Origin of the sequence: Tissierella sp. MB52-C2 (assembly GCF_030931715.1) — a bacterium.
Classification (GTDB): Bacteria; Bacillota; Clostridia; order Tissierellales; family Tissierellaceae; genus Tissierella.
On sequence record NZ_CP133261.1, the window covers coordinates 2,036,757 to 2,059,239 of the forward strand.

23 protein-coding genes are annotated in these 22,483 nt (G+C 32.0%); all 23 read right to left on the bottom strand.

What is annotated here, in order from left to right; all coding sequences use genetic code 11:
• Positions 1–61: 61 nt before the first annotated feature.
• The 23 genes from RBU61_RS10245 to ftsW all read right to left on the bottom strand — a co-directional run bounded on the left by RBU61_RS10245 (position 62) and on the right by ftsW (position 22,482).
• Positions 62–1,369, bottom strand: coding sequence for a replication-associated recombination protein A (locus RBU61_RS10245; protein ID WP_308875286.1), 1,308 nt, complete (start codon positions 1,367–1,369; stop codon positions 62–64).
• 89 nt (positions 1,370–1,458) lie between these two features.
• On the bottom strand, positions 1,459–2,523 hold the full coding sequence (gene orr / locus RBU61_RS10250) for an ornithine racemase Orr (RefSeq protein WP_308875287.1): 1,065 nt from the start codon (positions 2,521–2,523) through the stop codon (positions 1,459–1,461).
• A 3-nt stretch (positions 2,524–2,526) separates the two neighbouring features.
• Positions 2,527–3,891: a GlmL-related ornithine degradation protein gene (locus tag RBU61_RS10255; protein ID WP_308875288.1), complete on the bottom strand. Its 1,365-nt coding sequence runs from the start codon at positions 3,889–3,891 to the stop codon at positions 2,527–2,529.
• On the bottom strand, positions 3,881–6,097 hold the full coding sequence (gene oraE / locus RBU61_RS10260; RefSeq protein WP_308875289.1) for a D-ornithine 4,5-aminomutase subunit OraE: 2,217 nt from the start codon (positions 6,095–6,097) through the stop codon (positions 3,881–3,883). The genes RBU61_RS10255 and oraE overlap by 11 nt, the downstream gene beginning before the upstream one ends.
• The gene (locus RBU61_RS10265; protein WP_308875290.1) at positions 6,097–6,462 is read right to left on the bottom strand and encodes an ornithine aminomutase subunit alpha; all 366 of its coding nucleotides are present in this window, start codon (positions 6,460–6,462) and stop codon (positions 6,097–6,099) included. Before RBU61_RS10265 ends, oraE begins: the two co-directional genes overlap by 1 nt.
• 13 nt (positions 6,463–6,475) lie before the next feature.
• Positions 6,476–7,894, bottom strand: coding sequence for a 2-amino-4-oxopentanoate thiolase subunit OrtB (ortB, locus tag RBU61_RS10270; protein ID WP_308875291.1), 1,419 nt, complete (start codon positions 7,892–7,894; stop codon positions 6,476–6,478).
• A gap of 2 nt (positions 7,895–7,896) precedes the next feature.
• Positions 7,897–8,202 (bottom strand): 2-amino-4-oxopentanoate thiolase subunit OrtA, encoded by a 306-nt coding sequence (gene ortA, locus RBU61_RS10275; protein WP_308875292.1) that lies wholly within the window; start codon positions 8,200–8,202, stop codon positions 7,897–7,899.
• A 14-nt stretch (positions 8,203–8,216) separates the two neighbouring features.
• On the bottom strand, positions 8,217–9,272 hold the full coding sequence (gene ord, locus RBU61_RS10280; protein WP_308875293.1) for a 2,4-diaminopentanoate dehydrogenase: 1,056 nt from the start codon (positions 9,270–9,272) through the stop codon (positions 8,217–8,219).
• 195 nt (positions 9,273–9,467) lie between these two features.
• The gene (locus RBU61_RS10285) at positions 9,468–10,880 is read right to left on the bottom strand and encodes a sigma 54-interacting transcriptional regulator (RefSeq protein WP_308875294.1); all 1,413 of its coding nucleotides are present in this window, start codon (positions 10,878–10,880) and stop codon (positions 9,468–9,470) included.
• 10 nt (positions 10,881–10,890) lie between these two features.
• Entirely contained in the window at positions 10,891–11,625 is a 735-nt protein-coding gene (pgeF, locus tag RBU61_RS10290; RefSeq protein ID WP_308875295.1) for a peptidoglycan editing factor PgeF, read from the bottom strand.
• Between the two features lie 2 nt (positions 11,626–11,627).
• Positions 11,628–12,098 (bottom strand): transcriptional regulator NrdR, encoded by a 471-nt coding sequence (gene nrdR / locus RBU61_RS10295; protein WP_308875296.1) that lies wholly within the window; start codon positions 12,096–12,098, stop codon positions 11,628–11,630.
• A gap of 57 nt (positions 12,099–12,155) precedes the next feature.
• Positions 12,156–12,404, bottom strand: coding sequence for a YlmC/YmxH family sporulation protein (locus RBU61_RS10300; protein WP_308875297.1), 249 nt, complete (start codon positions 12,402–12,404; stop codon positions 12,156–12,158).
• A gap of 96 nt (positions 12,405–12,500) precedes the next feature.
• Positions 12,501–13,274 carry an RNA polymerase sporulation sigma factor SigG gene (sigG, locus tag RBU61_RS10305; protein WP_308875298.1) on the bottom strand — a complete coding sequence of 258 codons (774 nt, stop codon included), beginning with the start codon at positions 13,272–13,274 and terminating at the stop codon, positions 12,501–12,503.
• A gap of 97 nt (positions 13,275–13,371) precedes the next feature.
• Complete coding sequence (gene sigE, locus RBU61_RS10310; RefSeq protein ID WP_374212438.1) at positions 13,372–14,094, bottom strand: RNA polymerase sporulation sigma factor SigE; 723 nt, start codon at positions 14,092–14,094, stop codon at positions 13,372–13,374.
• Complete coding sequence (locus tag RBU61_RS10315) at positions 14,078–15,001, bottom strand: sigma-E processing peptidase SpoIIGA (protein WP_308875299.1); 924 nt, start codon at positions 14,999–15,001, stop codon at positions 14,078–14,080. Before RBU61_RS10315 ends, sigE begins: the two co-directional genes overlap by 17 nt.
• Before the next feature lie 135 nt (positions 15,002–15,136).
• Positions 15,137–16,234, bottom strand: a complete 1,098-nt coding sequence (gene ftsZ / locus RBU61_RS10320; RefSeq protein ID WP_308875300.1) for a cell division protein FtsZ — start codon at positions 16,232–16,234, stop codon at positions 15,137–15,139.
• Positions 16,235–16,292: 58 nt separating this feature from the next.
• The gene (locus tag RBU61_RS10325) at positions 16,293–16,646 is read right to left on the bottom strand and encodes a small basic family protein (RefSeq protein WP_374212439.1); all 354 of its coding nucleotides are present in this window, start codon (positions 16,644–16,646) and stop codon (positions 16,293–16,295) included.
• Positions 16,639–17,364 carry a DUF881 domain-containing protein gene (locus tag RBU61_RS10330; protein ID WP_308875303.1) on the bottom strand — a complete coding sequence of 242 codons (726 nt, stop codon included), beginning with the start codon at positions 17,362–17,364 and terminating at the stop codon, positions 16,639–16,641. Before RBU61_RS10330 ends, RBU61_RS10325 begins: the two co-directional genes overlap by 8 nt.
• A gap of 14 nt (positions 17,365–17,378) precedes the next feature.
• The gene (locus tag RBU61_RS10335) at positions 17,379–18,107 is read right to left on the bottom strand and encodes a DUF881 domain-containing protein (protein ID WP_308875305.1); all 729 of its coding nucleotides are present in this window, start codon (positions 18,105–18,107) and stop codon (positions 17,379–17,381) included.
• Positions 18,108–18,117: 10 nt separating this feature from the next.
• Positions 18,118–18,867 carry an FtsQ-type POTRA domain-containing protein gene (locus RBU61_RS10340; protein WP_308875306.1) on the bottom strand — a complete coding sequence of 250 codons (750 nt, stop codon included), beginning with the start codon at positions 18,865–18,867 and terminating at the stop codon, positions 18,118–18,120.
• 48 nt (positions 18,868–18,915) lie between these two features.
• Positions 18,916–20,169: a UDP-N-acetylglucosamine 1-carboxyvinyltransferase gene (gene murA / locus RBU61_RS10345; RefSeq protein WP_308875307.1), complete on the bottom strand. Its 1,254-nt coding sequence runs from the start codon at positions 20,167–20,169 to the stop codon at positions 18,916–18,918.
• Positions 20,170–20,242: 73 nt separating this feature from the next.
• Positions 20,243–21,349 (bottom strand): undecaprenyldiphospho-muramoylpentapeptide beta-N-acetylglucosaminyltransferase, encoded by a 1,107-nt coding sequence (gene murG / locus RBU61_RS10350; protein WP_308875308.1) that lies wholly within the window; start codon positions 21,347–21,349, stop codon positions 20,243–20,245.
• 5 nt (positions 21,350–21,354) lie between these two features.
• Complete coding sequence (gene ftsW / locus RBU61_RS10355; protein ID WP_308875309.1) at positions 21,355–22,482, bottom strand: putative lipid II flippase FtsW; 1,128 nt, start codon at positions 22,480–22,482, stop codon at positions 21,355–21,357.
• Position 22,483: the final 1 nt, after the last annotated feature.

The window sequence follows — 22,483 nt, forward strand, 5'->3', positions numbered from 1 at the left end:
CCAATAATATTATTCTTGTAGATTTGAAAATAACTGATATCAGATAGTCTTAATTTTCCTATTACTTCTGCAATCTTTTCTTTATTTCTTTTTCATACCCATTTTCTGTAGGCTCATAGTATTTCTTTCCTATAAATTCAGTGGGCAAATATTGTTGCGGAATAAAAGCATTTTCATAATCATGAGGATATTTATATCCTATGCCATGACCTAAATTCTTTGCTCCAGGATAATGACCATCCTTCAGATGTGTAGGCACCTTTCCTATTTCTTTGCTTCTTATATCCTCTAGGGCTTTATCAATACCTATATATGCTGCATTGCTCTTTGGCGCAGTGGCTATATAGACTGCTGCTTGTGCTAAAGGAATTCTTCCTTCTGGCATACCTATTACATTTACTGCATTAAAGGCAGATACTGCAATATTTAAAGCATTGGGATCTGCATTCCCTACATCTTCCGATGCACAGATTATAATTCTTCTAGCAATAAACTTAGGGTCTTCTCCTGCATTTATCATTTTCGCTAACCAATACAAAGTAGCGTCTGGATCAGAACCTCTCATACTTTTAATAAAAGCAGATATGGTATCATAATGTTCATCACCGTCTTTATCATATCTAGCTGTTTTTATTTGTATAGATGATTTTATTGTGTTTAAATCAATTTGGACTATTCCTGCCTCATTATAAGGTGTTGAAAGAACTCCTATTTCTAAAGAATTAAGTATAGTTCTTCCATCTCCATCTGCAATAGTTATGAGATAATTTATGGCTTCTTCTGTTATATCTACTTTATATTCTCCTAATCCCTTTTCTTTATTAGATAAAGCATTTTCTATAAGATGTTTTAAATCCTCTTTAGTTAAAGATTCTAGTTTTAAGACCATAACTCTAGATAGCAATGCTTTATTTACCTCAAAGTAAGGATTTTCAGTAGTAGCCCCTATGAGTATTATAATTCCTCTTTCTACAGAAGGAAGTAGTGCATCTTGTTGAGATTTATTAAATCTATGTATCTCATCAACAAATAAAATAGTCCTTTTATTATATAGTTTTAAATTTTCTTCTGCCCTATCCATAACCTCTCGGATATCTTTTACTCCAGATGTTACGGCAGATAACTTTTCAAATATCATATTGGTAGTATTGGCTATTATCATAGCCAAAGTAGTTTTTCCCGTACCTGGTGGTCCAAAAAGTATCATTGAAGTTATTCTATCTGCTTTTATAGCTCTATTTAAAAATCTTCCTTCTCCTAATAAATGCTTCTGTCCTACAAATTCCTCTATTTTTTCAGGCCTCATTCTATCAGCCAAAGGTGCATTCCTTTTTAATTTTTCTTCCATGCCTAAAGTAAATAAATCCATTTTATCACCTAATTAATATTATTATATTTATTATAATACAATAACTCCGATTTTTAAAGCCAGGCTTTAGATATCGGAGTTATTTAAATCTAACCTATTATTTCTTTTTCTATATACTCTGATGTCATTGCCCTTAAAATTCCAACATAGGACAATTTAAACTCTACTATATCTCCTACTTTATAGTCTATCTTACTGTCTGAAAAATCCAGTATTAAATGGTCTGAACTTCCACCTAATATTATTATTCCATCATCTAATGGATATAGTGCATCGAAGTCTATATCTTGTTTACCTATTGCGCAAAGAATTTTTTTCCTAATTCCTCTATCTGTAAAGGTCGGTACATTTCCAAAGGCATCTCTACCTATTTCTCCTATGGGAACTGAAGGTTTTTCTTTTACTTCAACAATCTCTACTTGAAGCTTAAAAGCACCATTATCTGTACCTTCTATTTGTTCACCATAGGCAGACTCTATTCCTAAAACTAAGGACTCTCCTAATCTTAAATTATTTAATCTATCTATTTTACGGTTCTCTATTAAATGAACTGTACTTGAATTTCCTCCAGATAGTATTTCTAATTTTATATCATACTTTTCTTCTATTCTCTTTTGCAACTTGACTAATCTATTTAAAACTTCTTCTGTAGGTATTATCCCACCATAACAAGTTAGGTTAGTACCAAGTCCTATTATTTTAATTCCTTTTAACGGGATTGCATTCTCAATACAATCAAAGAGAGATTCTTCTTCGTAAAATCCTTCTCTTAAATCTCCCAGATCTACCATTAGAATAATCTTATGCACCTTATTTTTCTCCAAAGCCTTCTTCGATAATAGTCTTATTGTTTCTAGTTCTGAATTTAAGGATATATCTGCATATTCAACTATCTTTTCGGCTTCAGATTTCATTGGCAACCTTAACATTATCTTAGGTATATTTAAATCTTTTATCCTAATTAGATTTTCTATTCTTGAGTCTGCTAAATAGCTTACTCCTCCATCTATATATGCTTTAGCAAGCCTAGGTTCTCCACAAAATACCTTTGTTACTCCTGCTATTTTTATATCTTGCTTATTACATAATTCTACTAAAGTTTGTACATTGTTTCTTATGATCGATAAATCAATAGTCACTCTCGGATATTTCATAAACTATTCCCCTTTTAGACTATTTTCTAATAGCTTCAATGCTACTTCTGGATATTTCTTAGCCATTACTCCTAGGGAAGCCATTATATAATGATTATCTATTAAAATTTCAGCTTCAGAGTTTGGAAGTAGATCATTTCCCTTATTAGAAAAGGCAATTTCTTTTAGTATCTCTTTTCTATTTGGTAATCTAGTTAAAGCTCCACCTGTACCTATTATATATTTTACCTTCGTTAAATCCTTGCCTTCTGCTATGGTTTTCTTTCCTGATGGTCCATATAAATGTTTCAATTTTCCTCCATGGCGTTTTATCGACATGATTGTAGCATGAAGAGTTAGTTTTTCAACAAATTCCTTCTCTAAATCTGTAGTTGGAATTGGTTTGTGATTCTCAATTAAATCTTCCATTTCTTCCATTGTAATATTAAGTTCTTTAACTAATTCTTCCCTACCTACTATTTCAACTATATTTCTCATATTTACATAGACACCAAGATCACCTTCTACAGTCCTTTTAGCCTTTGGTTCTGGATTAATTAATATTCTTGATATTTCATCACTATCTTCTGTAACAGAGTGAATATCAGTTGTTGCTCCGCCTACATCTATTGTGATTAAGTCTCCAATATTTTCATAAAGTAATTCTGATGCCCTCATTACTGCTCCTGGAGTTGGCATTATAGGTCCTGTAACCATATTTCTCACTTTTTCCATACCTGGTGCATGAATTATATGACTTTCAAATACGTCTTGAATTACTCTCCTTGTAGGTTCTACATTTAATTCATCTATTTTAGGATAAACATTTTCTACTATATATAATTCTGTTTCCTTATGCTGAAATAAATCCTTTATATCTTCGCGATTTTCTATATTTCCTGCATATATAACTGGAATATTTAAATTCATTTCCGATATAAGTTCTGCATTATAAAGAGCAGTATCTCTTTCACCATAATCTACTCCACCTGCTATTAAGATTATATTAGGGTTTATTTCTTCAATTTTTCTTAGATCTGACTTTCTAAGTTTTCCAGCAGTTATATACTTTATATTAGCCCCTGCACCTAAGGCCGCTTCTTTGGCAGCCTTTACTGTCATATCATAAACAAGACCATGGACTGTCATTCTAAGTCCTCCTGCCGCAGAGCTAGTGGCTATAAGTTCTTTATATTCTATATTATCTTCTCCTAAGTTTATGGCTAAATCTCCTATTGCGTTTCTTAGACCAATATTTACATCTCCTTCTAATACAGTTGTAGCAGATTGACCCTGCCCTATAAATATTGGACAGGTATCTAAGTTGTGAAATCCGTTGACTACTGTAGTAGTACTACCTATTTCTGCAACTAATAAATCAATCTTCATGACTCATTGCCCTTCTCTTTTCTACTAAGAATGTAGCTACGTGCTGTCCCTTGGTTCCTCTGCCAAAGCCTTGATCCATACCTGATTCAATGGCCAGTTCGTTAGATACTTGAGTTCCTCCTGCTGCAAGGATTATTTTATCTCTTATACCTTTCTCGATACAAAGATCATGTAGTTTCTTCATGTTTTTATAGTGAATATCATCATGAGAAATAATTGTTGAAGCAAGAATAGCATCTGCATTTAACTCTATAGCTGCATCAATTAATTTTTCTATAGATACTGATGTACCCAGTATATGGCTTTCAATACCATATTTTTCTATTCCACCATGTTTAATATCTATGATTTCACGAAGTCCAACAGAATGTTCATCTTCTCCTACAGTTGCAGCCACAATCTTCATAGGTCTCTTCTCTATATCTTCTCTAATTTCATCATCTGTCATTATCTTTGGCTTAGGTGGTATAACTAAATCATTTATATCTATGGCATGAACAAATCTGCCTTTTAATTCTATACGAGTACCTTCAGCTTCCTGCATTATTTCCTTATGGATTACTTCTACATCTTCTAAGCCCATTTTCTTTCCTATTTCTATTGCAGCAAATTCTGCTGTTCTTTCATCTATAGGCAGGAACAATGTTGTATGGACTATACCATCTCCCAGCCATTCCATTTCAGGCTTTATTTTAGATGTTTTCCTTAAATCTTTTACTTCTTCAAGTCTTAAATTCACATTATCGTTTTCATCTAATTCATCTATGAATATAATCTTAGATGGATCTTCAAAAGTTCCTCCACCTATTAATTGTGCTGGATTATCTGTAAACTCTTCGCCATATTGACTAATATTGTTATAGCCAAAATGTGCTGTAACTGGTGCCATATAGTCTTCGTCTCTTTCATATACTGTTCCATCTCCAACACCTTTATCAGCCTTTCTAACTATTCCATCACCATTTCTTTCTGGATAATAGCCTGAATCCACGAAGAAACCTTCTTCTACAGCATTAAAGTATCCACCAACCTCAAGAATTTCTTCCATGAATAATATGGCTCTTTCCTTTAGTTCTCTTACTGTATCTGCTAGTTCTCCTTCATTTCTCTTTATTTCAATCATGGATTCAAGACCATCCATTCCTGTGAAGGCCTGTTTTGCAGTATCTACAGCCTCTATATTATATATATGCCAAGGCACATTTCTTCCCTCATCAGGAGTAATTGTTGATTGAATATCTGCACTAGTTAATTGAGAAATAAGTAAGTTTAGTACATGGGTTACAGTTGCTTCTCTAGTGGAAGATTCCATATACTTCGTATTCATTTGAGCTCTCATTTTATACTCTTTAAATAATTCTCTTAAAGCAACAGCATAAGGTAGATCTAGTCTCATACAAGGTGCTGGTGGCGCCGTTGGTGGTACTGTTGAAAGACATATATTTTCCTTTTTCATACCAACCTTTACTGAAAATATGGAGTTTATAGCGTGTTGTACCATAAGTTCCGGCATTACCTTCCAAGCTTCCCTTGCTGTAGCATTGGCATTGTGTGCCCCATCAATCTGTGCAATGTCTGCCCAAGTCATTACCCTTTTAGCCTCAGCAGCATCTACAAAGGATCTTACCATATTTATATTTCTATATAGAACATTATACTGTGGATCCTGATGTGCTCCATTTACTCCTTCCTCTGCAAACATTACAGCAATCTCTGGACCTGCTACACCAGATACATAGGAGTGATAATTTATAGGTCTGCCCACTTCATCTTCTATGAAATCTAAAGCTTTTCTCTGAGCTCTAACTTGTTTTCTTGAAATAGGAATTCCACCTACTCCCTGTGGAGTTCCTTCTATAAGGCTTTCAAAATGTGACTGTCCAGCAGTTCTTATAACCATTATATGATCTGCTCCATGCCATGCTGCCATTCTCATTCTTCTAATATCATCTTCAAATCTTCCAGAAGCTATCTCCGTTGTAATTACAGCTTTAGGTTGTGGATCTATGGAATCAAAATATTTAGCTGCTGGAAGTGGTTGGCTATTTTCAAGGGGTTCAGACATATCATAGTATTCAAATTTACCTATTTGTCTATTTTCCTCAGTTCCTTCTCTCCAGTGCCATCCCCTTCTTCTTGGGGTATATTTATCTATATCCTTTAATATAAAATCTATATCTAATTTTTCATTGTGCTTTAATTTCATTAATTCACACCTCCTTTAAATAAGGAAACTGCATCTTCCCACATTTCACCTTGGGCTAATTTTAGCCCTACTTCTCTTATTTCCATATTCTTTTCTTTAGAAAGCTTATAAACAATATGACCTGCACCTTTACCAAGTATTCCTCTATCTATGGCTCCATCTACTATTGTTTTAGCTTCTAAGCTTGAAAAACCCATTCTTAAAAGCACTGATCTCTCTATTGATGGAGAAGTGTTTTTATATGCTAAATCAATTATTGGTTCAACTATTTTTTCTGCTAATTGCCAAAACCTAGCCTCCAATTCTTCTTCTGAAAGATTTGCTAGGTGCTTTCTTCTCTCTTGATAATCATCTACTCTTTTCATCTTCTACCTCCTCTTAATATCTCACTTCTAATTCGTCTAAGGCTTCCTTTACAAACTCAACGCTGGATTTAGTATCTTCAGCAAGGAAATCTATATCTTCCAAACTTACTGTAGTTGCATCTATATTGTTGATCGCATTTCTTATATAGGATTTTCTAGTTTTATTTAAGTCTAGCTCAGTTAATGTAATATAGGATGGGTCCTTTGGAAGTATGATGTTTTTTCCTGGTACTTCATCTTTAGGATCTCCTATTATAATCTCTATTCCATTTTCTCGAGCAAATGTAAGTTGTGGATTTATATGTTTTCCAGCTCCAGTATATTCAGTTTCTTGTACTACAATTATTTGTTCTTCATCCATTTCCTGTGATAGTTTAAATGCCGCTACTAAAGATGTATTTCCTGCTGGTCCTCTTTCTAGCCCTTCTATTTGAGCCAATAACTCCGTCATATAAAATACTGAACCTTGATTCATAGTTACATATCTATCTATATATCTAAGGGGTCTTGCAGCTGACCTTGGTACATCTGATCTATCTGGCCAAGTAGCAAATGGTATTCCAAATCCTGTATGCCCTGTAGTAAAGGATTTTTTATTAAACTGATTATCTGATGCCATATGTAAACCCTTTAAGCTAACACTAGCACCTATTATTTCTGTATCTATGGCACCTGCTTTAATCAACCCTCTAGCAGTGCCAGTCAAGTTTCCTCCACCTGCATTAGTTACGACTACTACATCTGGATCTTTTCCTTCCATTTCTCTGAATTCCATAGATATTTCATATCCTAAAGTCTCAACTCCTGCAATACCAAAGGGCGAATATAAAGAAGCATTAAAATATCCAGTTTCCTCTAACATAATTAAAAATGTATAAAATAATTCTGGCCCTACTGTAAGCTGAACTACTTCTGCTCCATAGGCTTCGCAGGCTCTAGCCTTTTCTATTATTTCTGGCTGACCAATCCCCCTTGAATCATAACATTCCTGTACGATAATACATTTTAATCCCTGCATTGCAGCTTGAGATGCAACCGCCGCCCCATAATTTCCCGATGTAGCTGCTATAACGCCTTTATAGCCTAGCTTTTTAGCATGATAACAAGCTGTAGCTGCTCTTCTGGCTTTAAAACTACCAGAAGGATTGCTGGCTTCGTCTTTTATAAATATCCTTGCACCTTTTCCCTTAGGAGCAAATTTCCTAGCTAATTTAGTTAAGTTTCTAAGTTCAAGGACTGGAGTATTACCCACTCCTGTTCTACCTTGAATTTCTTCTATCTCTTGTAAACTATAACCAGTTTCTCTCATCATTCTTTCATAGTCAAAGGATATACTTCCAGATTCAAACTCATTATAATCTATCCCAACAGCCTTTTTCATTATTTCTAATTTTCTCGACATAACTCCGTCATAGCTCATATCTCTAGTCATTATTATTCACCATCCTTTTCTAATAACGCTCTTGCTTGACGGCCTATATATAAAAGTTCAGGAACTGCTTTCCCAAAATCATGTTTATAATATGGATTGACCTCTATCAAGTCACCTGTTACTACTCTTCCAATATAAGTTTCTATTTTGACTTTATCTCCAATATTTGCACTATCTTCTAATAAAAAGCCTTTATCCCACATTTCTAAAGGCACATTTTGTGTATCTTCTGGAATGCCTGATGCCCTTTCTCCTATCTTTAACACAACAGTATGAATCCTTACCCAATCACCACGTTTAGCATCCATTTCCATCCCTCCACTTATTCTTCTATTAGCTCTCTCATATCTCCCATGATTGCTCTTGGTACTGGCAAGTCTATCATTGTTTTTAATCCTGGTCTTGAATTTATTACATTTGGTATCATATTAACTGTCATAGCTATGGTTCCAATACCACCAGGAACCTCTGGAGTTATTTTCATGCTTATATCTGGTGTACCTTTTATAGTTATATAGTCTCCTGTTTTTACATTTTCTAGATGAGGTTCTACTTGTTGAGGATGTAACATTTCAATCTTTAATTCTCCATCAACATAGCCATAACCCTTCATATTACATCCAGCCACATCTCCTGCCTGAACTTCTGCATAAGGAGCTTTTCTATATACTGATGATACAATTGGTGCTTTTGTTAATTTGATTTCATCACTTAATTTCCATCCTAAAGCATCTGTAATCATATTTATAGATTCTGGAAATCCTACATGGCCTGCCAAATCATCTTCTTCTACTCTTCTATTAAACTCATCTACAGTTATACCTACACCTTGTTCATGCATTACTGCTGGTCCAAAGGGTGAGAGGTCATTTACTCTTTCTGCCTTAATGCTTTCAACGTCAATACAAGCTCCCGTTAAAGTAACAACAAGTAAATCCATAATAAGTCCTGGATTTATTCCAGTTCCCAATACAGTAACTCCATTTTCTTTAGCTACTCTATCTAATTCTTTAGCTAATTCTGGTTCTTGTGCCTGTGGATATGCCATTTCTTCAGCAGTGGTTATTACATTGATGCCCTTTTCTAAACAATATATTATTTTATTATAAGCTCCTTTTACAAAAGAATCTGTTGCAAGAAGTACAATATCGGCAGCTTTATCTGTTATAATATCTTCTACCTTATCACTAACTATTACTTCCTTTCTATCGCCCTTTTCAATTCCTAAAATGTCAAAAATACTCTTATTTATTTTTTCTGGATGAGTATCACAAACTCCTACTATTTCTACACCTTTTTTATTTAACAACATATCTGCTATTCCACTTCCCATAGCTCCAAAACCCCACAATATTACCTTTACATTATCTTTTCTCATTTTATTAACCTCCTAAATTAAATTTCCGTTATTAAAATATGCAATTTTGCTGCCAAGTTTATTTTATCTATTTATTACTAAAAATACTATAATCCTCAATAAGATTTATGGTGTTTTATGAAAATTTTCAATTATCTATAATTAAATAATTAAAAAATGCAATAATTTTTGCATCAACACGCAAATATTATTGCATCAGAACGTATATTTTTTTAATTTATGCTGTAAAGTCTGCCTTTTTATCCCTAATTCTTTTGCAGCCTTAGTTATATTATTCTCGTTTCTTTCTAATGCATTTAATATAATGTCTTTTTCCATTTCTTCTAAAATATCTGGTAGAGATTTATTTTTACCTTCTAAAATAATTGCTTTTTTTAGGGGTTTATCTTCCATTATATGAATTGAAGAAATAAAATCTTCTTTTTTTAATATCGTTTCTTTATCAGATACTATATTCATAGCTCCTTCCAAAACATTTCCCAATTCCCTCACATTTCCAGGCCATGTATATTCCATAAAATAATATAATACATCTTTAGATATTTCTTTTATATTTTTTTTAAATAAAAGATTGTATTTTCTTATGAAGTATTCAGATAATACGGAAATATCATTTTTCCTCTCAGCCATGGATGGTATCTTTATAAAAATAACATTTAGTCTATAATATAGGTCTTTTCTAATGGTTCCATTTTTTACACTTTTTAAAGGATCTTCATTGGTAGTAGCTATAATTCGCACATCTATAGGTATATCCTTTTTTCCACCAACTCGTCTTATATATCCTTCTTGCAAAACTCTTAAAAGCTTAGCCTGCAGCGATAGTGACATGGAGTTTATTTCATCTAACATAAGAGTTCCACCATTGGCTTGTTCAAATATACCTTCCCTTTCAACGGCTCCCGTAAATCCACCCTTATCAGTTCCAAATAAAATTCCCTCTAATAAGGATTCAGGTATAGCAGCACAATTTTGAGCTATAAAAGGCTTATTTTTTCTTTTTCCACCATAATGAATGCTTTGAGCAAATAATTCCTTTCCAGTACCAGTATCTCCATAGATTAAGACGCTTGATGTGGTGTCCTTAGCTTTCTTAGCTATTTTCTTAGCTAATTCTAGCGACTTATCATTTCCTATAATATCATCAAAATTATATCTTTTTATTTGATTTTTTAGATTTTTCCTATCTTTTTGAGTTAAGTTTAGTTTGTTTTGTAATTCTATTAATTGATCAGATAAATTTTTAATATGGGTTATATTATTGGCTATTTCAAGAGCCCCTATTATTTTATCATTATCATAAAGAGGTATAGTTGAGTTTATGGTAGTTATTCTCTGCCCTTTAAAATTTAAGTAGGATTGTGTACTATTGAATATTCCCTCTCCAGTATGAAGAACTTTTATTAGAGTAGAAGTCTCTTCGTTTAAACTAGGGAATATCTCCAAAATATCTTTCTCAAGTACCTGATTTCTATCTACACCTTCTAATTTCGCCATAAAATCATTATAAATAACAGTATTTCTTTCATTATCTATAACATGAATGCCTATATCTGCATGGTGCAAAATATTTTGCATTATTATTTTATTTAAATCTGCTTTTTTCATTATATCATCCTTAATTTAAGGTAATAGCTGCTATCATCCTATTCTTTGTGCCATTTTCCTTTCTATAGGAATATAAGGTATCTAAATTACAACCTGTACAGAAATTACTTTCAAATATATTTTTTTCTTCTATTCCAAGAGACAATAAATTTAATTTATTTACTTTCCATAGATCTAAATATATACTATTATCCTTCTTTATGATTATATCTAAATAATTTGGATATTTATCTGTAAAAAGCTTTTCCACATCAGAACCTATTTCATAACATTCAACAGATATAGACGGACCTATGGCAACCTTTATATCTTTAATATTTGATTTAAATTCATTAATCATATTTTCTATCATTACTTTGTTTATATTGTTTAAGGTACCTTTCCAGCCAGCATGGGCCATTCCTATTACTTCTTTTATATTATCATAAAAGTAAATAGGTACACAATCTGCATGGTAGGTACACAGAGCTATGCCCTTCTCTTGCGTAATAAGTCCATCTACCTTTTCAACAGTTATATCTCTATTGTCTTGATCCTTTATAATTAATACATCAGTTCCATGGACTTGCTTTGCTCTATATATCTTTTCTTCTGGAATATCTAATACATAAGATAAATTATGAAATATCTTATCCTGCTCCCAACCTATTCTAGTTGAAAAAAGATGGTTTATTCTCTTCTCTTCATTAAATCCATTTATCTCATAGTATAAAATCTTATCTCTATATTTTTTTATAACAGTCATATCTATCTCCTATTCTCATTTCCCTCATCTAAAATTTTTTTTAATTCCTCCATAAAAGAATTCAAATCTTTAAACTGTCTATATACAGAGGCAAATCTTACATAAGATACTTCATCTATATCCTTTAATTTATTCATAACCATTTCACCAATTTCATCGGATTTTACTTCTCTTTCTAAGGAGTTATAAAGTGATTTTTCTATTTCATCTACTATATTTTCAATGGTTATTATAGATACTGGTCTTTTTTCGCAAGATTTTATGATTCCATTTAATAGCTTGTTTCTATTAAAAGCTTGCCTATTACCATCTTTTTTCACTACTATAAGAGGTATCTCTTCTATCTTTTCATAGGTAGTAAATCTTTTACAGCATTTCATACATTCTCTTCTCCTACGAATTGCTTGTCCTTCATCGGTAGGTCTAGAATCTATTACTTTTGACTCAAAATATGCACAAAATGGACATTTCATATTTTCACCTCTTCTTAAGTTATACATCTTTATTATATTATAACCACCATTAAATGTCTATTCTAGTAATTCACCTTTATAGTCTACTAAAATAATATCTGTACCTATTCTTACTATATCATTCCAAGGAATAATCATTTCTGTATTTTTCCCAAATAAACCTAACATCTTACCCATTCCGCCTACTACTATCCCATCAATATAACCTTCCTCTAGATTTAGCTCAAAATCATCAGCATATCCTATTCTTTCACCATTGTTTATATTTATTATTTCCTTTTCTCTTATTTCTGATAATTTAAACATACTTTCACCTCTTTATATATATTTACCCCTTATTATGTTTATATATAATAAGGGGTAAATATGACTAAATCTATAGAATTTTATACTATCTTACTGTTATACATATTTTCTCATTTGCCTTAAGGCATTTTTTTCAAGTCTAGATACTTGAGCCTGTGAAATGCCTATTTCCTCTGCGACTTCCATTTGAGTTTTACCTTCATAAAATCTTAAGTTTAAAATTTGTTTTTCCCTAGTATTTAGTTTTGTCATGGCCTCTCTTAAAGCTATTTCTCTTAACCAAACCTCGTCTTCAGCCTTATCATCCTTTACTTGGTCCATGACAAATATGGCATCTCCACTATCATGGAATATTGGTTCAAACAGAGAAACTGGCTCTTGAATTGCTTCTAAGGCAAATACCACATCTTCCTTAGGCAATCCTAACTCCTCTGCTATTTCATATACAGTAGGTTCCTTGGAATTTTTATTAATCAACTGTTCTCTAGCATTTAAAGCTTTATAGGCTATATCTCTTAAAGACCTAGAGACTCTAATTGAATTATTATCTCTCAAATATCTTCTTATTTCTCCTATGATCATAGGCACAGCATAAGTGGAAAAACGTACATTTTGACTTAAATCAAAATTATCAATTGCCTTTATTAGCCCAATACATCCCACTTGAAATAAATCGTCAACATGTTCTCCTCTTCTATTAAATCTTTGGATTATACTAAGTACTAATCTTAAATTTCCTTGAATAAACTCTTCCCTTGCTTGTAAATCTCCTGCCTTTATTTTAACAAATAATTTTTGCATCTGCTCATTAGTGAGTACTGGAAGCTTTGCAGTGTTTACTCCGCATATTTCAACTTTAGATATATGCATTTAATTTCATCCTTTCATGCTGTATTGCCCCTTTCGTATAAAATTATTGCCTCTAAAATTATTTTTATTCAAAAAATAATTTTAGAGGCAATCCATTTTACATCAATTTTACCATTTCTTTCTTTAATCTTTTTATTATTCTTTTTTCCAGTCTAGATATATAGGATTGAGATATCCCAAGCATATCTGCCACCTCTTTTTGAGTCTTTTCTTTTCCGTTAGTATTATGAAGTCCAAATCGTAATTCTATTATGGTTTTCTCTCTATTTGATAATTTATCAATTGACTGTCTTAAAAGAGCTTTATCCACTTCCATTTCTATATCTTTAAATATTATATCTCCTTCAGTACCCATAATATCAGATAATAAAAGTTCATTACCATCCCAATCTGTATTTAAGGGTTCATCTAAAGATATTTCTGATTTCATTTTACTAGTTCTTCTTAAGTACATTAAGATTTCATTTTCTATACATTTGGATGCATAGGTTGCCAGTTTAATATTTTTATCTGGATCAAAAGTATTTACGGCTTTAATTAATCCTATGGTACCTATGGATATAAGATCTTCTATAGATATTTTAGTATTTTCAAATTTTCTTGCTATATATACTACAAGTCTTAGATTTCTTTCGATTAAAATACTTTTTACACTTTCATCTGTCTTGAGAATAGATAGATAATATTCTTCTTCTTCTGGATTCAATGGTGGAGGCAATACTTCTCCACTACCTATATAATAAATTCCTTTAACTAAGTTTAATTTATGTAATATCCTGTATATAAACCTATGTAATTTCATTTTAATTTTCTTTAACACTTAAATCCCCTCCATTTAATATACTTATATTTAATAATCCATTATATTGGTCATCATGGGACAGCCTGTCATTAAATATACCTATTAATAAATCATCATATATTTTTTCAGACTCATCCTCTAAAATAGTAATATAATCTGGTTTAAACCCCAATAGAATACCATTTTTTGCACCTACTGCCTTAAATGGAATAAGCCGCAGTATAACTTCATCACCTATATCTCCTAAGACTCCTTGAATAGATATAAAATCATCTTCCCTATTATTATCATATATATTTTTCAACCTTTCTGGTAATAAATCTTTTATTACTCTATACTCCACAACAAATACTGGAGACTTGGATATTGGCTCTATTAAGGAATTTCCTGTATCTGTAAGTGCTGTAAAACACACCTTTTGGTTATTTAAATAGATTGTCACATCTAATAATTCCTTTTCCTTAGATACTTTCTCTTGATAATACTGAACTATTCCTGTAATCATAATTCCACCTAAGACTACTCCTAAAAATATATACTTCATAGGTATAGAATGATTTATCCCAGTATAGTTAAATAATATGTCTTCGTAACTATTTGTAAAATAATATGTTCCTATACTTGCTCCTGCAAATACAAAAGACACAACGTAAAAAGCCGATAATTGTTTTAAATATAAACTCAAAGACTTAGAATTATATGCTAATTTAACTATGAGTATAGATATTATTATTTTCATAAAAAAGTTTGTCAGAAAACTTAATATGGGAAAAAATAAAACAAATGGATATAAAGCTGCTATGGTTGAAGTAATAAAAATCCGACTTTTCTTTGTCTTTGTTCTAGTAATTATTTTAGTACTTTGTAAAATAGCATAATTTATAAGGAAATTTTCAATAAATAAATATTCTGCTACTACATACAAAGAAATACCTCCTCTGTCTATTTTATTCTCTAATAATTATTATAGGACATATAATCTAAAATTTTTGTCATTTTATAGATAATAAAAAAAACGTATCTCGTCAATAAGATACGTTTTTTTACTTATTTTTTATTTCTATATATCTTTTCTATCTCTTCTTCTAAGGAAAATCGGAATATCCAATTCATCTACATCAGCGGCAGATGCTGCTTCTTCTTTTGCTTCTGCAGCCTCACCAGTATTGTTTACTTCCTCTTGCGCTTGTTTTTTCTCTACTGTAGCTTGGTCGAATCCTGTTGCAATTACAGTTATTTTTAATTCCTCTTTTAAGCTTTCATCTATACCTGCACCAAATATTATATTGGCATCTTTATCTACAGCTGCCCTAATTAAATCTGCTGCTTCATTGACTTCAAATATACCTAAATCATCTCCACCAGTTATATTCAATAGTACAGACTTTGCTCCTTCTATGGATGTCTCTAATAATGGAGACTTAATTGCTTGCTTTGCTGCTTCGGTTGCTCTATTATCTCCAGCAGCTCTACCAATTCCCATATGTGCTATGCCTTTAGCATACATTATTGTTTTAACATCTGCGAAATCCAGATTTATAAGATTTGGTACAGCTATTAAATCTGATATACCTTGGATTCCTTGTTTAAGTACTTCATCTGCCATCATAAAAGCTTCTACCATAGTAGTTTTCTTGTCTGAAACTTGAAGCAATCTATCATTTGGAATAGTAACTAAAGTATCTACTTTAGACTTTAACTCTTCAATTCCTTGCTCAGCATGTTTTAACCTTCTAGGTCCTTCAAAGGTAAATGGTTTAGTAACTACACCAACTGTAAGTATACCTAATTCCTTAGCTATTTCTGCTACTACAGGGGCAGCACCAGTACCAGTTCCTCCACCCATTCCAGCCGTAATAAAAATCATATCGGCTCCTTTTATGGATTCCATTATTTCATTTCTATTTTCTTCTGCAGCCTTTGCTCCAATATCTGGATTTGCACCAGCACCTAAACCTCTCGTTAGTTTTTCTCCTAATTGAAGCTTTACTTCTGCCTTTGAAGAATACAGTGCTTGTCTATCTGTATTTAATGCGATAAAATCAATACCCCTAACACCATGCTCAACCATTCTATTTACGGCATTATTTCCACCACCACCCACACCTATAACCTTTATTTTAGCAAATTGATCAACATCAACATCAAAATCAAACATCTTTTTTCCCCCTTCTCTTATAGTAGATAATCCTATATCTTGTATGATTATTTAAACATTAATTAGATTCTTTTCTTTTGAATAGAAGATTTCTTCTAATTTTTGCAAAGTTTTCAAAAAGTCGTCCTCCAAAAGTAAATATAGCTGCATAATATAATGGTACTCCTAATCTATCACCTAAATAAGCTAGAAATGCTGCTAAAACTGCATTTCCAAAAAAACCTGAAATAAATATATTTATATTAAAGTTTTTTTCTAGATTAGCTCTTATACCACCAAATACTGAATCTAAGCAAGCCAATATTGCTACAGATATATAAAGTGAATAGGCTGTATTGTAAGTATAAGGCAGAATAAACCCTATTACAGCTCCTATTAAAATTCCAATTAGTGCAAAAAACAATTTAATCACCCTTTCCTACTGGTTTTGCATATTTAAAATTCATAGTTCCCCTAAATGCAGGAATTTTTATATAATCCTCCGATTCAACTTCAAAGCCTATATTATATAAGTTTTTTAATATATCCCCATAAGTATTAGGCGCACTAACTGATGCATATAATAGTTTAGGATCTCCTATAGCCTTAATAACGAAAGGAGTTGCAGAACTTCTGCCATTTACCCTAATAGTCGGGCCACCACATTTTATTTCTGATGTTGATAGAACTCTTTCTCCATTTATGCTTATGGCCTCTGCACCTGCTATTTTTAAATCATTTAAAATGTGCAATATATCTACATCATGGATTACATCATCATTAATATCAAATCCTACTACTCTTTCCTCAGGGTTATCATACATAGTAATAGTAATTCCTGGGCCTGTTAAATCTGTTCTCCCAGAGTGAAATTTATTATGCTTAATATCTTCTATTAAAATATCTATAATATTATCGTCACCTTGGGCAATATTTTCCAGTAATTTTAACTCTTCTTCTTTTTGTTTTATTACCTTATTTAATTCTGATATTTCATTATTGATAGATACAATTTCAGCCTTTGTCATTTGCAATGATTTTACTGTAACTGGTGCATATATTTCTAATTTCATCTTTATCTGTGTGGCTATAAAAATACCTATTATAATACTAAAAAACATAAGGACGATTTTAGGATTGTCTTTTTTCATATTAATCACCCCTATTAATTAGCCGGTTGTTCCATTGGACTAGAGTAAATAAATTCCTTTATCTTTCTATACTTAGATATATTTATACTAGGCTCTTGACGTACATGAACAAGATAGTCATAGTCTCTAAGTCGTGTTACTATTCCACCCTTAAGGTTTAAAGCTGATTCCAATGTCTCAGGCTTTCCAATTGCTTTAATCACTATTGGTGTACTCGTTGATACACCATTAATTTCAATATGATTTCCTGCCTTTTCTATTTCAGTAAAAGCCGTATACCTTTGGTCATTAATAGATATTGCTTCAGCATCAGCTGCGTTTAAAACAGATATTACTTGAAGAACTAAATCTAATTCATCTGAAATACTATATCCATCGCCAAATTCTAGGTCTACAGGGGGATCATTGATTTCCATAACTATTCCAGGCCCTTCTACATCTAAATATCCAGCTAACATTCTATATTTCATTGTATCATTATATAGATTTTCTGCATATACATTTTTGTCTATTTCGCCTTTTTCATATTGCTTTATCTTAGTCTCCAGTTCTTCAATTATTTTTCCCTGTGCTTCTCTTTCATTCTGAGCTTTTTTAAGCTCTATAGCTAATTGCTGGGCTCTTTGTGCAGGCATAACTCCTTCTCCAACAGTTTTATTTATGGTCTTAAACTGGATGGATAAAATAACCCCCAAAAAAATTGATACTACAGTTAATCCAATATATTCTTTAACTCTTTTCATTTTACCCCCCCTAATCATCAACAACAATAAATGGATTTTCTCCTTTATTCATTACAATCATTGTACAAGGTCTCTGATTTTTTTCAATATCTTTTAAAATCGTGTCTAATAGACCTAACTTATATTTTACATTATCTAAGGCTCCAAAGGCAACAGTAATCCCATTAAATAGTTTTATATTCACATCACCAATATTTTCCATGTTAATTTCCTTGAATTTAGAAAGAAGTTTGGCAGCCTGTCCCTCCTTAATCAATTCGATACCCATATTATCTTTTTCTAAAGAAAATATATTGTCCCCAATTTTTTCATATTCTGTATTTAAACCCCTTAATTGTGGTAATTTATCATTTTCTGTATCTACTATATCCAATATATATCCTTCAATATCTACTAATATAAAAGAAGAGATTTCTTTTATTTGAATTATTTCCTTACGTTCTGTAATATTTATAATAATTTCTCTTGGAAACTTTCTTTTTATTTTTACATCTTTTACATAAGAAAGTTTCTCTAAGTTTTCATTTCCAAGTTTTGTACTTATTTTAAATATATTCTCACCTAATTTTATAGATGATGCACTAATTATGTTATCCTTCGTTAGTTTACTATTTCCTGTTACCTTTATATTATTTATAGCAAAAAAATCTGAATTAAGAGCCAATACACTCATGGAAACAATCAATATAATTAACAATAAGAATCGAAAAAAGAATCTTCTTCGCCGCATCTTTTTCTCTACCCGTGAAAGTTTTTGCATCTTCCTCACCTCTAGCTTGTCCTTCTATATAATTAGCAGCCAGGGCTGCTAATTAATCTTTATAATATCTCCACCTAATTTTTGTAAAATTAAATGTAAGTTTTCATATCCTCTTTCAATATGATAGATATCATGAACTTCAGTAGTCCCCTTAGCAACTAATCCTGCCAAAACTAAAGCGGCTCCACCCCTTAAATCTTTTGCTGTAGTCCTAGCTCCTGTTAACTCTTTTACTCCTTTAATAACTGCTACTTTTCCAAAGGTTTTAATATTAGCTCCCATTCTTGCCAATTCCTCTGCATGTTTAAATCTATTTTCAAATACAGTCTCGGAGATTACACTAGTTCCATTTGCCACAGATAAAAGTGCCATCATTTGTGCCTGCATATCAGTTGGGAATCCTGGGTAAGGTAAAGTTTGTAACATTTCTATAGAATTGATTTTCCTCGGTCCCATTACCTTCATTGAATTACCATTTGTATATATAACTACTCCTGCTTCTCTTAATTTTGCTATAATACTTAATACATGATCTACAACAATATTATTGATTATTATATCTCCACCAGTTATTGCTGCAGCAGTCATAATAGTCCCAGCTACAATTCTGTCAGATATTATATTGTGATTTACATCTTTAAACTCTTCTACTCCTTCTATTGTTATAACAGATGTTCCTGCTCCAGAAACCTTTGCTCCAGCTTTATTTAAGTAACTTTGCAAATCAATTATTTCTGGCTCCCTTGCTGCATTTCTAATTATTGTTGTTCCCTCAGCTCTTACTCCTGCCAAAATTATATTTTCTGTTGCCCCTACAGATGGATAATCTAATTGTATCTCTGCTCCTTTCAGCTTCGTTGCCTTACAATGTAGATGTCCATGGGACTCTTCAATTTCTGCCCCCATATCTCTTATGGCCTTAAGATGTAAATCTATAGGTCTTGGACCTATTTCACAACCGCCTGGATAAGAAATAATAACTTCCCCAGTTCTAGAAAGCATTGCACCCATTAGTATAATAGAAGATCTCATTTCACCGACTAACTCTTCTGGTACTATTATTTTATCTAGTGGTCTAGAATCAACTGTTATGGTATTTCCCTCATGCTCTACAGTACACCCTAAAGTTAATAATATATCCTTCATTATTTGAACATCTCTAAGATTAGGGATGTTTGATATTATACTTTTATTTCCACTTATAACTGTAGCGGCTAATATTGGCAATACTGCATTCTTAGCTCCTGAAATTGAAAGTTCTCCAGTTAATCTATTACCACCATTTATAATATACTTTTCCACCTAACCACCTCCACATAGTTGATAATAAGTGTATATCACCATATTATGCATTGGGTTATAGGTGGTTACAGTTTTATTTTTTAGCTATTTCGTTTATTATATTAACTATTCTTTTTGCCGCATCGACTTTTCCAAGAGACTTACTAGCCCTTGCCATCTTAGTTAATCTTTCTTCATCTTTAATTAGTTTATTTATAGTATTACTAAAGTCCTTATGGTTTAAATCCTTCTCCAACATCAACACTGAAGCTCCCTTGTCACTAAAGGCTCTGGCATTGTATTCTTGATGATTTTCTGCCGTATAAGCCTTTGGTATAAGAATACTTGGTACACCTACAGCAGATATTTCAGCCAGTGTAATAGCTCCTGAGCTGGTAATTACAAGGGAGGCTATATTAAGAGCTTCAGGTATCTCATAAAAATATGAATAGACTTTAATATTTTTAGGTAATTTTATATTATCTCTATTTAACCTATTTATAAATTCTTCATAAAATCTTTTGCCTGTTACATGAATTACTTGAACATCTTTTCTTTCTATAGATTCCTTTATGAAATAATACATGGCATCATTTAGTTTTTTTTGCCCACCACTACCACCAAATGATAAAATAAGTGGGACATTCTTCTCTATATCTAAAGTTTTATATGATTCTTCACTATTAATCTTTACGATTTCTTCACGAATTGGATTACCTACATTTACTACTCTATCTGGATATTTAAAGTATTTCTTCGCCTCGTCAAAGGTTACTAAAACCTTATCTACATATCTAGAAAGTATTTTATTTGTAATCCCCGGAAAAGCATTTTGCTCATGTATTATAGCAGGAAGCTTTTTTTTCTTTGCCATATATACTACTGGCCCACATACATATCCACCTGTACCTATTACCACATCTGGCTTAAAATCCTTTATAATCTTTTTTGCATCGTTTATACCATGTAAAAGTTCCTTTAAAGCTATGAAAGATTCCTTATTTATTCTTCTTGGCATTCCCTTAACTCTTATGGTTTTAAATTGAAAGCCTTCTTTGGGCACCAATTCACTTTCTAGTCCCTTCTCAGTACCTACATAAAGAATATCAGCTATTTTATCTTTACTTCTTATTTCATTTGCTATTGCCAATGCAGGATAGATATGTCCTCCTGTACCTCCTCCTGTAATTAAATACTTCATATTTTTCAACTCCTATCTAAATTTGCATGTCTTGAGATGTTTAGAAGTATACCTACGGCAGACATATAAACCATTAGAGAAGTACCTCCATATGAAATCAAAGGTAATGTTATACCTGTAGTTGGTATGGATGATGTAACTACTGCTATATGAATTATGGTTTGTATAGTTATAAGTGCAGTAATACCAGTTGCCAAATAGCAACCAAAAGTATCATTTATACTAAGAGCTATACGAACCCCTCTCCAAACCAATAATAAAAATAATAGTATTACAGTAAGAGTTCCTAAAAATCCTAATTCTTCTCCTATAATAGAGAAAATAAAATCATTATATGACTCTGGAATGTAGAAAAACTTCTGTCTGCTTTTTCCAAGACCTAATCCAAATAACCCTCCAGAACCTAAAGCATATAGCGATTGTACTGCCTGCCAACCAATATCTAGTTTATATGCAAAGGGGTCTCTAAAGGCAGTTATCCTATTACGTCTATAGGCATTATGAGGACCCATTAAAGCTAATGATGCCAATCCTACTGCTCCTGCACCCATGAAAATTAAGTGATACAGATTCATTCCTGCTATAAAAAACATACTCATTAAAGTACCAGCCAACGTAAGTGTAGTGCCTAGGTCTTTCTGTACATATATGGCACCACAGGATATACCTATAATGATTAATGCTGGTATAGTTCCTTGACGCAATGTTGCTATGTCCTTTTTTTTATTTGAAAGAAAATTAGCAAAGAAGATAATTGAACCTATTTTTATGGCATCAGATGGCATAAATGTAGTAAATCCTAAGTTAATCCATCTTCTAGCACCCTTTAATGATACCCCTAATGGAGTAAATATTAAAGCTCCCAATGTTAAAGCTACTATATAAATTAAAGTAGAATATTTCTTCCAAACTCTATAATCAATATTCATACAAACCAACATTCCACATAAGCCTATGGCTGCAGCTATTACTTGTTTCCTTAAAAAGTAATAACCATTGCCAAAGTCTTGCATGGCCTCAGGCCAGGATGAGCTAAACACCATGACTATACCTATAAACACTAAGACTAATGCAGACATTAACAAGCTAAAATCAACGGCCTTCTTTTTCTCTACAGATTTTTTCTTTGCCATT

What these genes read in the sequence shown, in the direction of transcription:
- RBU61_RS10245 (WP_308875286.1), bottom strand. Translation starts at nt 1,369, where the DNA reads ATGGATTTATTTACTTTAGGCATGGAAGAAAAATTAAAAAGGAATGCA.
- orr (WP_308875287.1), bottom strand. Translation starts at nt 2,523, where the DNA reads ATGAAATATCCGAGAGTGACTATTGATTTATCGATCATAAGAAACAAT.
- RBU61_RS10255 (WP_308875288.1), bottom strand. Translation starts at nt 3,891, where the DNA reads ATGAAGATTGATTTATTAGTTGCAGAAATAGGTAGTACTACTACAGTA.
- oraE (WP_308875289.1), bottom strand. Translation starts at nt 6,097, where the DNA reads ATGAAATTAAAGCACAATGAAAAATTAGATATAGATTTTATATTAAAG.
- RBU61_RS10265 (WP_308875290.1), bottom strand. Translation starts at nt 6,462, where the DNA reads ATGAAAAGAGTAGATGATTATCAAGAGAGAAGAAAGCACCTAGCAAAT.
- ortB (WP_308875291.1), bottom strand. Translation starts at nt 7,894, where the DNA reads ATGACTAGAGATATGAGCTATGACGGAGTTATGTCGAGAAAATTAGAA.
- ortA (WP_308875292.1), bottom strand. Translation starts at nt 8,202, where the DNA reads ATGGATGCTAAACGTGGTGATTGGGTAAGGATTCATACTGTTGTGTTA.
- ord (WP_308875293.1), bottom strand. Translation starts at nt 9,272, where the DNA reads ATGAGAAAAGATAATGTAAAGGTAATATTGTGGGGTTTTGGAGCTATG.
- RBU61_RS10285 (WP_308875294.1), bottom strand. Translation starts at nt 10,880, where the DNA reads ATGAAAAAAGCAGATTTAAATAAAATAATAATGCAAAATATTTTGCAC.
- pgeF (WP_308875295.1), bottom strand. Translation starts at nt 11,625, where the DNA reads ATGACTGTTATAAAAAAATATAGAGATAAGATTTTATACTATGAGATA.
- nrdR (WP_308875296.1), bottom strand. Translation starts at nt 12,098, where the DNA reads ATGAAATGTCCATTTTGTGCATATTTTGAGTCAAAAGTAATAGATTCT.
- RBU61_RS10300 (WP_308875297.1), bottom strand. Translation starts at nt 12,404, where the DNA reads ATGTTTAAATTATCAGAAATAAGAGAAAAGGAAATAATAAATATAAAC.
- sigG (WP_308875298.1), bottom strand. Translation starts at nt 13,274, where the DNA reads ATGCATATATCTAAAGTTGAAATATGCGGAGTAAACACTGCAAAGCTT.
- ftsZ (WP_308875300.1), bottom strand. Translation starts at nt 16,234, where the DNA reads ATGTTTGATTTTGATGTTGATGTTGATCAATTTGCTAAAATAAAGGTT.
- RBU61_RS10330 (WP_308875303.1), bottom strand. Translation starts at nt 17,364, where the DNA reads ATGAAAAAAGACAATCCTAAAATCGTCCTTATGTTTTTTAGTATTATA.
- RBU61_RS10335 (WP_308875305.1), bottom strand. Translation starts at nt 18,107, where the DNA reads ATGAAAAGAGTTAAAGAATATATTGGATTAACTGTAGTATCAATTTTT.
- RBU61_RS10340 (WP_308875306.1), bottom strand. Translation starts at nt 18,867, where the DNA reads ATGCAAAAACTTTCACGGGTAGAGAAAAAGATGCGGCGAAGAAGATTC.
- murG (WP_308875308.1), bottom strand. Translation starts at nt 21,349, where the DNA reads ATGAAGTATTTAATTACAGGAGGAGGTACAGGAGGACATATCTATCCT.
- ftsW (WP_308875309.1), bottom strand. Translation starts at nt 22,482, where the DNA reads ATGGCAAAGAAAAAATCTGTAGAGAAAAAGAAGGCCGTTGATTTTAGC.